This window comes from Halalkalibaculum sp. DA384, from assembly GCF_043951955.1.
Lineage (GTDB): Bacteria > Bacteroidota > Rhodothermia > Balneolales > Balneolaceae > JAMQKA01.
In genome coordinates, this window is the sequence record NZ_JBINJE010000003.1 from 139,360 (window position 1) to 153,518 (window position 14,159).

The window sequence follows — 14,159 nt, forward strand, 5'->3', positions numbered from 1 at the left end:
CCGCCTTATCATTAACCGCCTATTTACTTGTCTGATGTTTATCCATTTTGTAACAGGCAACTGTGATATCGACACCTATTCGTACTAGCAGGACCATTTTTTGTTGCAACCGATGTTTTACAAACCAAGGGTTCATCCGGAATTTTTCTCAGCAAATTTGACTCTTTTTAATGCACGCCATGCACCGCAGTCATCCCAGCCAGCCTTCCCGGTCCAGGCTGCGATACTGAATCGCCTCCGCAACGTGGTTCGACCGGATCTCTTCCGAGTGCTCCAGGTCCGCAATCGTCCGTGATACTTTCAAAATCCGGTCATACGCGCGGGCCGAAAGTCCCAGTGAAGTGATCGCCTTCTTAAGCATCTGGGAACTGCTGTCATCCAGCTTGCATATTTTCCGGGACGTTTTCGTATTCATCTGGGCGTTGCAATACACACCTTTCACCCCCAAAAACCGCTGGGTTTGCCGCTCGCGGGCCTCCACCACACGCTCCCGGATCTCCTGCGAGGTCTCCCCTTTCGACTTGCTGGAGAGCTCCTCGTAGCTCACTTTCTGCACCTCAATATGCAGGTCAATGCGATCGAGCATGGGACCGCTGATCTTGCTCAGGTAGCGTTGCATCTGTGCCGGTGAGGCGCCCGCGGGATCGGAGGCGTCATACCAGTCGCCGGTCGGCGATGGATTCATGGAGGCCACCAGCATGATACGACTGGGATAGCTGACGCTCATTCTTGCCCGCGAAATGCTGACCGAGCCATCTTCCAGTGGCTGGCGCATCACCTCGAGGGCACTGCGCTTGAATTCCGGCAACTCATCCAGAAACAGGACGCCATTATGGGCCATCGATATTTCGCCCGGCATCGGTATGCTGCCGCCGCCTACCAGGGCCACATCCGAGACCGTGTGGTGAGGCGAACGAAATGGGCGCTGTGTGACCAGGGCCTTCCCGGAGGGTAGCAATCCTGATACTGAATGAATTTTGGTGGTTTCCAGGGCTTCATCGAGCGTCAGCGGGGGCAAAATAGTGGGGAGCCGACGCGCCATCATCGTTTTCCCGGAACCGGGCGGACCCACCATCACGGCGTTATGTCCACCGGCCGCGGCCACTTCCAGCGCCCGCTTCACATTCTCCTGCCCGCGCACATCACTGAAATCCAGTATTTCGCCCTGCCCATTTTTACTGAACATCTCGTCAATGTCAACCCGAAGCGGTTCCCCCATATCATCCTCGAGCCAGGCCATCACATCTACCAGTTTTTCAAAGGCGTAGACATTTATCCCTTCTACCACGGCTGCCTCGGGACCATTATCGGCGGGCACAATAATGTTTTCCATCCCCTGTTTTTGAGCTTCCACGGCGACCGGCAGCACGCCGTTTATCGGCCGCAACTTACCATCCAGGGCCAGCTCTCCGACGATCAATGTAGAATCCAGCTTGTCAGTCTTTAGCTGGCGGGAAACATTCAGCAGTCCCACGGCTATGGGCAGATCAAAGGCGCTGCCCTCTTTGGGAAGATCCGCCGGTGCCAGGTTCACGGTAACCCGTCCCCGTGGAAAGCTGGCGTCCGAATTGGAAAGGGCCGCCTCTATCCGGTCGCTTGATTCACTAACCGCCCGGTCGGGCAGCCCCACCAGAAAGTATTTTGGCATTCCTGATGACATATTCGTCTCTACTTCAATAATCTTGGCATCCACCCCGATGGTTGCCGCACTGTATACTCTTGATAACATGATTATGAATATTGAATCTTTATCGTTAACTCTACGTAGTAAGACCTGTGAGCGGGGTGATCCTTACAAAATTTTATCTATTTTGTGCATCGGAGTTGGAATAACATGAAAAAAGAGATTATGAAATCCTCAGAATCAAAAACGACCTTCACGGAAGAGTTAAAAGGAACGGTATCAGAGGTAATTAAACAGGTTCGCCGACTGATTAAAGAGGGTAGTGCGCGCCGGCTGATCATCGAGAACAAGGAGGGAAAAGTTCTCTTTCAGACGCAGCTTACCGCGGGCGTGGCGGGTACGGCCCTCGTTACGGCAATGGCACCCGTTATTTCGGCCATCGGGATGTTTGCCCTGTTTATGAATGATGTCAAAATTATCGTTGAACGCTATCCCGAAGAAGAGATGGATAAAGATGAATACGAAGTAGACGAGGCGGAAGTTGTCATCGACATTGAAGAGGATGAAGGCCCGAAAGCAAAGGATGATTCATCTCAAAAGGAGGAAGAGACGGAGAAAACGGTGGGCAAGGAAAAGCAAGAGGAGGAGTAACGAGTGATGAATAACGTCTCATCACTCGTTACTTGTTAGAACTGTATTATTCAGCTACGGCAACCTTTTCTTTTACCTCCTGCTCACCGAGATACCGTTCCGCATCGAGGGCGGCACGACAACCGGTTCCCGCAGCGGTAACGGCCTGCCGGTAGACGGGATCCATTGCATCTCCGCAGGCAAAAATGCCGGGCAGGTCTGTTTCGGTTGACTGGCCTTTCGTCTGGATATATCCGACATCATCCATCGTAAGCACCCCTTTGAATAGGTCGGTGTTCGGCTTGTGCCCAATCGCGATAAATACGCCGGTTACATCGTCGAGGGTGGTTATCTCCTGAGTTTCGTTGTTGATCACCTTTACACCGTCCACGACTTCATCGCCCAGCACCTCGTGGAGTTCGGTATCCCACATAAATTCAATTTTCTCATTGGCAAATGCCCGGTTCTGCATCGCTTTGGAGGCTCGCAGTTCCTGCCGGCGATGCAGCACGGTGACCTTGCTGGCAAACTTCGTCAGGAATGTGGCTTCCTCCATGGCCGTGTCGCCGCCGCCCACTACAATCACGTGCTCATCGCGGAAAAAAGCCCCGTCACAGGTCGCACAGGCAGAGACTCCTTTCCCGCGGAGGCGCTGCTCGCTCTCAAGTCCCAGCCACTTGGCTGAAGCCCCCGTGGAAATGATAATCGATTTTGCGTACAAGTCCGTCTCTTCATCGACGGTCAGCTTGTAGGGGCGCTCGTCAAATTCAATATTCGTAACCATGCCATAGCGGCAGTCTGCTCCAAACCGCTGGGCCTGGTCGCGAAAGTCCTCCATCATTTTCGGGCCCAGCACGCCTTCGGGGTACCCGGGATAATTTTCCACGTCTGTGGTCTGCATCAACTGGCCACCGGGTTCGGGTCCCTCAAACACCAGCGGGCTCAAGTCGGCGCGCGCCGCATACAAGGCCGCCGTTAATCCCGCGGGACCGCTTCCAACAATTACTACGTCAAATGTCTTACCTGCAATGTCTTCCATTTCTCTGATTCTTTGTTTTGAATTTCCAGTTCAATAATACAAAAAATAACCTTCAAGATTGAGTTGATATTTCCTATACAATCGATAGTATTTTTCGATATTTTAGCCCCAAAATTGATTAATCCGAATTAACAGACGAGGTAACCAGATAAAACTTTACTTTTACAGTAATTTGCATTTCATTCTATTCCTTTATTATATGTGTCTCAAGTTTATAACCGACAGTTGGAGGGAACATATTGATTATAGCAGTACCTAAAGAAACAGGGAAATTAGAAAAACGAGTAGCTCTCATTCCGGAAACGGCCAAACAGCTGGTCGACAAGAATTTTGACGTCTGGATTGAGAAGGATGCCGGTCATGCATCAAACTTCCTGGATTCGGCCTATGAAGAGGCTGGAGCCAAGGTTATCGCTGACCGTGACAAGCTTTTTTCGGAAGCGGATCTTCTGCTGAGCATTCTCACCCCGCCCGAAGAGGACCTGCAAAAACTTAAAAAAGATAGCGTCCTCGTCTGCTTTCTGTGGGCACTTCAAAACGAAGAGCTTGTCGAAAAGCTGCAAAGCCTGGGCGTCACCTCGCTGGGGATGGATGCCATTCCACGAATCTCCCGCGCACAAAATATGGACGCCCTCTCATCCATGAGCTCCATAGCCGGCTACAAAGCGGCGCTGATCGGGGCCAACGAGCTGGATCGCTACCTGCCGATGATGATGACCGCGGCCGGAACCATTGCCCCGGCAAAAGTACTGGTGCTGGGAGCCGGAGTTGCCGGACTTCAGGCTATTGCCACCGCCAAACGACTTGGCGCAAAAGTTGAAGCGTTCGACATACGCCCGGAAGTCAAAGAACAGGTGGAAAGCCTGGGCGGTACGTTTGTGGAAGTGCCCGACGTCGGCGAAGATACCGAGACCGACAGCGGCTATGCCAAGGAACTCTCGGAAGACAAGCAGGAGCGGCAGCGGCAGGTGATCCACGAACATGCCCAGAAGTCCAACATTGTAATTACCACGGCCCTGATCCCCGGGCGTCCGGCCCCGCTGCTCATCACCAAGGAGATGGTCCGGGATATGCAGCCGGGATCGGTAGTGGTGGATATTGCAGCCGAGCAGGGAGGTAACTGCGAACTGACCGAGCCCGGGGAGTCAGTCCTGAAACATGAAGTCAAAATTATCGGGCCGCTGGACCTGCCGAGCCGGCTTGCCTACCACGCCAGCAAACTCTACTCCAAAAATATGTTGGCACTCCTCAACCTCCTGATTGATGAGGAGGGCGAACTCAATTTTGATTTTGAGGATGAAATTATCCTGAAAACCACGATTACCCATCACGGGGAAATCATCAGCCCCATGTTGAAGGAATCCGAATCCTGAACCGCAGAATAACGAACATCGAACTCTGAACTTTACTTTTTCTGCTTCAGAATTCGATATTCACTGATCTACATTCTTCATTCAAAAAAACGACTATGTCTGGTTTAATTTTCAATCTGTTTATTTTTGTGCTCGCATCTTTTGTGGGCTTTGAACTCATATCCAAAGTACCTCCCACGTTGCATACCCCGCTTATGTCCGGGGCCAATGCCATTTCAGGCATTACCATTATCGGTGCTCTTATTGTTGCCGGTGATGTCGGCGGCAACCTGGCGCACATCATAGGAATGGTCGCCATCATTTTTGCCACAATTAACGTCGTCGGAGGCTTTATGGTGACCGACCGCATGCTGGAGATGTTCAAGAAAAAGGAGGATAACTGATGAGTGAGTTACTACCACAAGGTATTCAAAATATTCTACCCGACCTCATACAACTGTTGTATCTGGTTGCGATGTCGTTCTTTATCATTGGCATCAAGCGACTGGGTTCACCGGCAACCGCCCGGTCTGGTAACCAGATGGCGGCGTTCGGTATGTTAATGGGCGTGGTAATCACGCTGTTTGACCAGCAAATTCTGACGTTTGAATATATCATAGCCGGCGTACTTATTGGTGGCGTTATCGGGGCCGTTGCGGCTAAAAAAGTGGAGATGACCGCCATGCCGGAGATGGTAGCCGTCTTCAACGGTTTTGGCGGCGGGGCTTCGGCGCTCGTGGCATGGGGCGAGTTTTCCCGAATGGAAGCCACTATGTTCGGCGGACAGGATCTCGTCACCATCGGGCTCAGTATCCTGATCGGATCCATCACGTTTACCGGCAGCTTCATCGCGTTTGGCAAGCTGAAGGGCTTTATAAGCGGTAAGCCGATCGCCTTTCCCGGCCAAAACTATTTCAACCTTTTACTGACTGCCGGAACATTGGTCCTGGTCGGATGGTTCACCGTTAATCCCTCCAGCATGCTGAGCTTCTGGCTCATTTTCGGCATTGCACTGCTGCTGGGCGTTCTTACGGTGCTCCCGATCGGCGGTGCCGACATGCCGGTGGTTATTTCGCTGCTGAACTCTTACTCCGGTATTGCCGCATCGATGGCCGGCTTTGTGATCGACAACAACCTGCTGATTATTTCCGGTGCCCTGGTCGGCGCTGCGGGACTGATCCTCACCAACATCATGTGCAAGGCGATGAATCGCACCCTCAGCAATGTGCTTTTCGGTGCCTTCGGTGGCGGGGGAGATTCAGGCGGAAGCGGACCTGTTGCTGATACCGATAAAACGGTTCGTGAGACTACTCCGGAGGATGTGGCATTGCAGACTTCCTACGCCAACAAAGTGGTCATTGTGCCGGGCTATGGACTTGCTGTTGCCCAAGCCCAACATGTGTTGAAAGAAGTTGCGGACACGCTCGAAGAAAAGGGCGTCGAGGTGAAATATGGTATCCATCCGGTGGCGGGACGAATGCCAGGACACATGAACGTACTGCTTGCGGAGGCAGACGTCCCCTACGACCAGCTCTATGACATGGAGCAGATCAATCCCGAGTTTAAATCAACGGATGTTGTACTTATTATCGGTGCCAACGACGTGGTGAACCCGGTCGCAAAAACCGAGCCCGGCAGCCCGATATACGGCATGCCGATCATGAATGTGGATGAGGCTGAACGGACCATCGTGTTCAAGCGCAGCCTCTCTCCCGGTTATGCCGGCATAGACAACCCGCTTTTCTACAAGGAAAGCAACCAGATGTTCTTTGGAGATGCGAAGAAGTCGCTTCAAGCCCTTTCACAGGCGCTTGGGGATGTTTAATGTTGAAAGTTGAAAGTTACAGGTTGAAGGTTGCAGGTTGCTTTTCCAATCTGTAGCCTTTAACGCTTACTTTTCACCCTTCCTTTTCTGCATCTTCATCATACGTTTTCATCGCCATTAAAAAACAGGCTGTTCCCAATATCCCGCAACAGGTGATCACCGTCATGAGCGCCCTGGCAGGACCGTAACTGCCGGTAAATACCGTATCCATCAGCCATCCTGTAACGGGAGGCCCCATCCCGAATCCCACCACGCTGATCACAAACAGGTACAGTCCACCCGCCAGTGCCCGCATATGGGGTTGTACGAGGTACTGAATAATTGCCGCCGCGACACCGTTATAGGATGAAGAAATTACATTGGCGGCCCCGATTAGAATCAATGCTGACCAACCAGTCTCCGCAAATAGCCCAAAATAGTAAAGCGGGAGACAGGCCAGTGCGGCCACCATGCCCATGACAAAGCGCCGGGAGGGCACATAACGGGAAGCCAGCCAATCAGCCAGTCGACCGGATACCATGACACTGCCACCGGTAGCCAGCATGAACCAGCCATAATAGGGTATCAGATGTTCCGACCCGTGGATATCGGTCAGTACCGTCCCGATAAAACCGAGTATGGTATAACCGGTAAAAGCCAGGAAAGAAAATCCCGTAAAATGAAATATAATTGTCTTTTTCTGCAGGATATAGCGTATCACGTCTCCGAATGACTGCTCAAACTGGTATCGGCGCTGCTCCTGCATGAGTCCCCGCGGCAATTCCCGGATTGCAAACCATCCGACAACAGCCAACAGGACTCCGGGTGCGCCCACTGCTTTCAGGGCGGTCCGCCAGTCATACGCCTGCGCAATCGATCCACCGCCTAAAAAAGCGACTCCGATACCCAGGAAAATGCCTGAGGCATAAACCGAGAACACCGTTGCCCTCCTTTGGGGCTCAAAGTAATCGGCAAGGAGTGAGTATACCGCCGGACTTAGCGCGGATTCGGCCACACCCACAAAAAATCGGGCTGAAATTAACAGAACCAAGCCGGTGGCAAAGCCGCTAATAAACGTCATCACACTCCAGATAACCAACCCGAGCAAAATAATTTTCTTCCGGGAATACAGGTCGGCCATACGTCCCATCGGGATGCTGCAGACAGCGTAGATCAGTGAAAAGGCGGGACCGTACAGCAAGCCCACGCTGAAATTATTCAGATTCAATTCTGCTTGAATGCGTGTGGCCAGCACCGCTATAATCTGCCGGTCAACAAAACTGGAGATATAGACCAGGGTTAAAAAGGCGAGTACAAACCAGGCGTAGCCGCTGCCAACCAGCTTTAGGGCTTTCTTCTTGTTCGGGACGGGCATCCGCTATCAATTAATTCATCGAATTATTCGGATCAGGAAATGAACAAATCGAAAATATCTTTTCCAAAAAATATTACCTGTTGGTATTGATCATGAAGAGTAAAAAACTATCGCTTATGCAGACTATATACAATGTGTCCCAACATTTATAAACCGCGATATCGACGATGGTATCCAGTTTTTAGCGGCTTCCCAGCCTGTATCGTAAAAGAATGGAAAATTGCTTGCTGGACGCGCTCACTCCCTGAATTGGTCACCCCGGAACCTACGGTGTGCCTGAAGGCTGTGGCGAGCCAGTTTGCCCCAGAGCCTGTTTTATCAACAGGAAATTGATATACCTGTTGACTAACGGCAAACTCACCAGGGCACCGGCACCCAGGCACTCGAGGCGAACACGCCCGCGAGGGCTAAAATGGCAATCAAAAAGGTGCTCATGACGATCGCCGCCGCAGGAGGATCGAAATGGGTATCGCTGTGAGAATAAAAAATGCGCTGTATCCACTCGCCGAAAACAGCTGAAATGATTCCGAATAATCCCCCGAGCAGCACCATGAGCGAGAGCGAACTCTGGGCATATTCGCCCCCCGTTGCCGCGACAATAGCCGTACTGGCCACCAGTGAGATGTGGTGGGTGACCGGAACATTGGCGACCCCGCAGTTCAAAAACAGCAGCGAAGCCGCGCTGATTCCGAAAGGAAGAAACACACTTCCCGTTTGAACGGTGATAAAAGCGGCCATAATACCAAACACAAAGCCCAGCATTCCCACATCCCCCCATTTATACTGGTGCGGCAGCCAAGGTTCAACTTTCAGACGGCTCCCTGAACTGCTGTCTCCGGCTGCGGCTTCTCCTATTACGCGTTGCTCATCATTCTCAAAGGGTTCCATATTCAGCAGCCCCTCCCTGGCCTCTCCAATCAGTGGATAGCCAAATGCCAGCCGGTGAGCCACCGCCGACAGCACGACGCCCATTGCTATCGGGTCCCATGGAAGCGAAAGGGTGGTAGAAAGGGTTGTGATCCAGTATCCCAAAATCCCAAACAGTCCGCCCACAAACATGACATCCGGCCTGGGTCCCTGGGCGTAGGCGATATTCTTGGCTTCATGATAGGCAAAACCGGTATTCATGTATCCTTTTTTGGCGGCAAAAGCCGAGGCGGCCGCGCCGGCAGCAAAACTTATATGTGGACCAAACACCGGTCCGAAGCCAATAGACCCGGTAATGGAACTGGAGTTGGCAAGATCGGCGTCTGCGGTCAGAAGCTCTAAAAAATCTCCGCTCAAAATACTGGCCGTCTCCCCGGCAATCACCATGAAACCGGTGAAAATAAAGGCGGGCAGGGCCCCGATGGCACTCCCGAAAGCTCCCCCCGCAAACGCTGCCAAAATCATCCCCAAAAACCACAAGTCCGCAAATTCAGCCATTTAATCCCTTCCTTTTATCTATTTTTATTTGTGATTCCCTGCCTTCTTACTCCATCCTAAACTGGCTTTCGCTGTCTGCCGGATGAGCATCACCAGAGGCAACCATTTCGTCCATCCCATCAGGACCGTAGCTAATGTGTAAATACAAAATGGAAACTGCAAGGCCATTGATGTGAATCATATAACATTGGCGGGTCCAGTTCACTCCCTCATCGTAAATTCATCGATAATTTCAAATCCATCTTATCCACTTCAGAAACACGTATCAGGCGGGAGGGTTGGTGTTTGGAGTCTTTGAAAATAAAATATTTTGCAAAACCTCTGTCAATTTTCCAATAAATCCTCCCGTGCTCTCAGTACGGAATTATCAAACGACGACTTGTTGAGAGTAAAAGTATATGGAAAATCGGTAGCTACGGCTTGATAAGATGAAGGCTCCCCATCCAGCGATTTGAGCCGCAGTGTTTTCCGGGACCCGTTTTGAAGCTGAACCTGGATGGCATAACGTTCATTTCCGAACTGATCCGGGGCTTGATCCTTGACAAAACCGTCGGCTCTCAGTCTGCCCAGATTGCTGGTAATGCGGCTGACGGAGCTGCTGTTCAGGGTGTCTCCTTCTGAAACCCAGCTGTTTCCCGTACCCGCCCGCTGGATGCTGTATGAACTGTCTGCGGGAAACAGGAAATCAATCCGCGAAATTTGAGAATCCTCCAGCTCCCAGACAACCTTGTTTCGCCATCCTTCCAGATCTTTGCCAAATGTGGGACTCAGCAGTCGGTCCACGGCATAAACCGCTTCATCCTCAACAGGCCGGACGTAATTGTTGTACTGTTGACGACTTATAATCCGGGGAGCCCCGATTATAAGACTCGACAACAGGATTTCATCGTCATACAGGGATACTTTCGTACCGGTACTGTCAACTTTAAAGCGGGTGTACTTTTGGGGATCCCGGGTAGCAACCGCCTGTATATTCAACGCATTTAACTGCTCAATAGCCCGCTTTACGGCATTCTCATCAGCGGGGTAATGCACCTCTTCAGCACTTTGTCCCACCATCCAGCTGCTGTTTTCCCTTTGCAGAGAAATCATTCGATTTTGGGTTGGCGACTCAATTTCTATCCGGTCCACCATGGCGGTATCCACCTCCACCAGGCTGGTCCGGAACGCCTCGCTGGAAGACGAGGTGTCCGTCCACTTTACAAGTCCGGTAATCACCAATAGAACTACCCAAATAATGGCCAGTGATTTTGTTGCCTGCGTCATGACTGCTTTGTCCGGTTATAAGTTATTAGCTATTAGTCGTGAGTCGTGAGTCGTGAGTCGTGAGTCGTGAGTCGTGAGTCGTGAGTCGTGAGATGCTGCTTAATTCACAGCGCTGAGTCAAGAATGATTTTGCATCCGGTAATTAGTGAATGCCAGGTCTGGATTGCCCATTTCTATACGCCTGATTCTATCCATTTTCGACGCCTGATTTTCCTCCGTTGATAGCGATACACTCCATAGCCAACTACAAGTGCGATCGGCAGGAAGGTGTTCAGGTATTTCAACACGGTTTTGGTGGAGTCTGCAAGGTTGGCAAGAGGTCGGCTGGTTACCCCCTGGGTCCTCAATTCAATCAGGCCGGTATCATCAGCAAGCCAATCTACCGCGTTCACCATCAGGTTTATATTATCCTGCGGCAAACGTTGCTGCTGTTGCTGCCCCCGGCCGTTGATGACAAAATCCCCGTCCCCAAAGACCACCAGGGAAGTTTGCCGGCTGCTGGCCAGTTCCACCTCTATTGTATCCACATCCGCAAAAGCCGAGTGAAAGGTTCCTTCAACAGCCACACCAAGCGGTATATGGGCCTGTGGAAAACTTTGCTGGTTCCATTCCTGCATGGGGTTGAGGTTAAATTGCCCCTGTGCCACCCCCGTCTGTTCAGAACTCAAGACAAGTGGCGTCAGCGACTGGCTGGAATCGGCCTGGCTGACATCCACTGAAGAGACAAACTGGAACATCGCGGTTTCAAGGCCCTCGCTGACCGGGTGATCTCCAAAATTATTGACCAGGGGGATATACGGGTACTGCACCTGGTTAACAATCTGAAAGCCCCCCTGTTGCTGTTGAACCTGGATATTAGCGGCGTTCACATCGCGAACCAGATCCGCATTCACGGGAACATTATAAGAGGCGAGCAGCCGCTCAATACCGGTATTCAACGGGGTTGCCATACCCCGCTGTGGATTGGCACGAACGCGGTTTATGGCAAAGACAGCCCGCCCGCCTGCCATCAGGTACTGGTCGATATGCAGCAGCTCCTGCTGCGACAACTGCTGTTCAGGCGCCACCACCATCAATACCTCGATATCCGGGGGCACGGCCGTGGTATCCAGCCCGGAGACCTCAACAAGTTCGTACATCTGGCTCAGCTGGCTGGTCACCTCGTTCATCTCCTGCCGGCTCGGCTCCCCGTGTCCCTGCAGCAGTCCAATTTTCGGTTTCTGCTCAATAGTCAGTTGCTTGATGGTGCTTGCGATACTGTATTCCAGGGCTGTTCCGGGCTGAATAACCGGAATCACTTCCCGCTTGTCGCCATACTGGAATACCGCCCCAAGATACGCGCGCTGCTGGGAAACCTGGTCGCGCTCCCGAACCTGGATACTGAGTGGACGTATACCCGCCTGCTGCGCTTCCCGTTCGGCTTGATCGCTCTCGCCTGGATTGACAAACCGGTATTCCATGTTGCCATCCGAATAGGCCCTGAACTCCTCAAGGAAGTTCCTGAACTCCGATTGAGCCTGAGAAAGCTGGGGAGGGAGATCTTGCGAAAAATAGGCCGTGACAGTCACCGGATCATCCAGCGATTCGGCAATCTCCACACTGGCCGGCGAAAGGGTATAGCGATTGTTTTCGGTGAGGTCGAACCGCAGCAGCAGCTCGCTTGCCAGTACATTTACTGTTATTGCTATTCCTCCCACCAGCAGAAGTTGTATGGAAGTTTCGCGCCTGTTCTTAAGAAATCCGTTAAACCAGTTGTTCATTGCCATGCCCTCCGTTTTAATGAAACCGTAGCCAACAGAAAACCAAGTACCGTCAATGTCAACAGGTACACAATATTGGTAATGCCGATAACCCCTCTTGTCATTGTTCTGTAATGTTGATTCAAACTCATAAACTCCGCGATTCCGGACAGCAGGTCGGGCAGCACGGTCGACATCTGTCCGAACAGGATCTGGAAAAAGACGGCAATAAAAAGCGTCCCGATAAACGCGACAATCTGGTTGCTGGTCAGACTCGATACAAAAATACCGATGCTGGTATACACCGCACTGATCAGCAACAGGGCGATATATCCACTGATGGTGGCGCCGTGATCAATCGGTCCCAGGTTGGCCACGGTAATGTAATAGGGCAATGTCATGGCCAGCGATATCGCAATAAGCAACCAGGCGGCCAGCCACTTGCCCGCCACAATCTGGAAATGGGAGATCGGCTTGGTGGCCAGCAGTTCCAGCGTACCGGCACGCTCCTCCTCGGCCATCATCCGCATGGTAATGGCGGGGATAAAGAAAAAGAGGGTCCAAAAGGCGACCTCAAAAAAACTGCCCAGCGAGGCCTGCCCCACAAAAAAGATATCTGATCCCCCGAACATCCAGGTAAACAGCCCGCTGATACCCAAAAACACCACGAGCATGATGTAGGCCATCAGCGAGTCAAAGAATGCGTTCATTTCGCGCTTGCAAATAGTCCAAATATGATTCATAACCTTCAATAAACTATTCCACGGTTAGTTCACGGAAAATATCTTCCAGACTTGATTCCCGGGGGGTCATCTGGGTCAGCACCCAGTTGTTCTCCACGCAGAGGTTGAATACCTCCTCCCTGGAATCGAGATCCGGCTTTGAATCGATAAGCCACATATTTTTCCCCTCCTCCGCCCTGTTCACTCCCGCAACGGAAGACAACTTCAACAGCTTGTTTTCCACCTGCTCCCCGCTGGAGCGGATCTGCACCAGCAGCTGGTCGGCCCCTTTGGCTCGCTGACGCAGCTCGTCGGTAGACCCATCGGCCACCAGCCTCCCTTTGTTAATAATCAGGATGCGATCGCAGGTAGCCTCCACCTCTTTCAGGATGTGGGAGCTGAGCATCACGGTCTTTTCCTTGCCGATCGCTTTAATGAGCGACCGGATTTCGGCGATCTGGTTGGGATCCAGTCCGGTGGTGGGTTCATCCAGGATAAGTACCTCGGGATCGTGGATCAGCGCCTGGGCCAGGCCCACCCGCTGCCGATACCCTTTTGAAAGCTCACCAATAAACTTGTGCTTCTCGGGGCCCAGCCCGCAGATATCAATCATTTCCCGGATTCGCGGCATAACCTGGTCCTTCGGCATCTCCTGCAGCCGCGCCGCAAGCTTCAGGTAGTCCACGATCGTCATATCGGTATAAAGAGGCGTGTTCTCCGGCAGGTAGCCGATCCGGCTGCGCACAAACCGGGGATCTTCATGAATGCTGGATCCATTTAAGCGAACATCACCTTCCGTGGGGCTGATAAAGCAGGTGATAATTTTCATGGTGGTACTTTTTCCCGCACCATTCGGTCCCAAAAAACCGAGGATCTCCCCCGTTTTCACTTCGAAAGAGATATCATCAACAGCTTTTTGAGGACCGTATTTCTTTGTGAGATTAGAAACGGTAATACTCATGAGACTGTTTCAATAGGTTCATTTTTGAACGGAAAATTTTAAAAAAAATGAGCCTATTTATGCAAGTGTAAAATTTGTTTCAGGAATTACGAAACTACTAAACAGCCGCTGAAAGCCTGAGCGTAACGAAGTGGTACTCAGGATGACCCGGCTTTGATTCAAGTTGATTAACGTTCATTCTTGATTTCATATTCTAATCATCTTTGAAATTGTAAAAGTCAG

General features: G+C 51.6%; 12 protein-coding genes. 4 read left to right on the forward strand and 8 right to left on the reverse strand.

The annotated features are described in order from the left end of the window. Positions 1–190: 190 nt before the first annotated feature. The gene (locus tag ACG2E4_RS02990; RefSeq protein WP_395275670.1) at positions 191–1,729 is read right to left on the reverse strand and encodes a YifB family Mg chelatase-like AAA ATPase; all 1,539 of its coding nucleotides are present in this window, start codon (positions 1,727–1,729) and stop codon (positions 191–193) included. A gap of 120 nt (positions 1,730–1,849) precedes the next feature. Between ACG2E4_RS02990 and ACG2E4_RS02995 the strand changes: the two genes are divergently transcribed. Beyond that, positions 1,850–2,275 carry a DUF4342 domain-containing protein gene (locus ACG2E4_RS02995; RefSeq protein WP_395257245.1) on the forward strand — a complete coding sequence of 142 codons (426 nt, stop codon included), beginning with the start codon at positions 1,850–1,852 and terminating at the stop codon, positions 2,273–2,275. A gap of 46 nt (positions 2,276–2,321) precedes the next feature. Here ACG2E4_RS02995 and trxB read toward each other — a convergent pair whose 3' ends face one another. Next, positions 2,322–3,293, reverse strand: coding sequence for a thioredoxin-disulfide reductase (gene trxB, locus ACG2E4_RS03000; protein WP_395257247.1), 972 nt, complete (start codon positions 3,291–3,293; stop codon positions 2,322–2,324). Between the two features lie 239 nt (positions 3,294–3,532). On the opposite strand from trxB, the gene ACG2E4_RS03005 reads away from it, so the two are divergent. The 3 genes from ACG2E4_RS03005 to ACG2E4_RS03015 all read left to right on the forward strand — a co-directional run bounded on the left by ACG2E4_RS03005 (position 3,533) and on the right by ACG2E4_RS03015 (position 6,470). Then, entirely contained in the window at positions 3,533–4,666 is a 1,134-nt protein-coding gene (locus ACG2E4_RS03005; RefSeq protein WP_395275671.1) for a Re/Si-specific NAD(P)(+) transhydrogenase subunit alpha, read from the forward strand. A gap of 95 nt (positions 4,667–4,761) precedes the next feature. Beyond that, positions 4,762–5,049: an NAD(P) transhydrogenase subunit alpha gene (locus tag ACG2E4_RS03010; protein WP_395257251.1), complete on the forward strand. Its 288-nt coding sequence runs from the start codon at positions 4,762–4,764 to the stop codon at positions 5,047–5,049. Beyond that, positions 5,049–6,470, forward strand: a complete 1,422-nt coding sequence (locus tag ACG2E4_RS03015) for an NAD(P)(+) transhydrogenase (Re/Si-specific) subunit beta (protein WP_395257253.1) — start codon at positions 5,049–5,051, stop codon at positions 6,468–6,470. Before ACG2E4_RS03010 ends, ACG2E4_RS03015 begins: the two co-directional genes overlap by 1 nt. Before the next feature lie 73 nt (positions 6,471–6,543). Here the strand turns inward: ACG2E4_RS03015 and ACG2E4_RS03020 are convergent, their stop codons facing one another. The 6 genes from ACG2E4_RS03020 to ACG2E4_RS03045 all read right to left on the reverse strand — a co-directional run bounded on the left by ACG2E4_RS03020 (position 6,544) and on the right by ACG2E4_RS03045 (position 13,937). Further along, positions 6,544–7,824, reverse strand: coding sequence for a spinster family MFS transporter (locus ACG2E4_RS03020; protein WP_395275672.1), 1,281 nt, complete (start codon positions 7,822–7,824; stop codon positions 6,544–6,546). Between the two features lie 357 nt (positions 7,825–8,181). Further along, positions 8,182–9,249, reverse strand: coding sequence for a hypothetical protein (locus ACG2E4_RS03025; protein WP_395275673.1), 1,068 nt, complete (start codon positions 9,247–9,249; stop codon positions 8,182–8,184). A 324-nt stretch (positions 9,250–9,573) separates the two neighbouring features. Continuing rightward, positions 9,574–10,515, reverse strand: coding sequence for a DUF4340 domain-containing protein (locus tag ACG2E4_RS03030; RefSeq protein ID WP_395275674.1), 942 nt, complete (start codon positions 10,513–10,515; stop codon positions 9,574–9,576). Between the two features lie 173 nt (positions 10,516–10,688). Continuing rightward, a complete protein-coding gene (locus tag ACG2E4_RS03035) occupies positions 10,689–12,275 on the reverse strand; it encodes a GldG family protein (RefSeq protein WP_395275675.1) in 1,587 nt (528 codons plus the stop codon). Continuing rightward, complete coding sequence (locus ACG2E4_RS03040; protein WP_395257263.1) at positions 12,272–12,997, reverse strand: ABC transporter permease subunit; 726 nt, start codon at positions 12,995–12,997, stop codon at positions 12,272–12,274. The genes ACG2E4_RS03035 and ACG2E4_RS03040 overlap by 4 nt, the downstream gene beginning before the upstream one ends. Positions 12,998–13,010: 13 nt before the next feature. Then, positions 13,011–13,937, reverse strand: a complete 927-nt coding sequence (locus ACG2E4_RS03045; RefSeq protein WP_395257265.1) for an ATP-binding cassette domain-containing protein — start codon at positions 13,935–13,937, stop codon at positions 13,011–13,013. Positions 13,938–14,159: the final 222 nt, after the last annotated feature.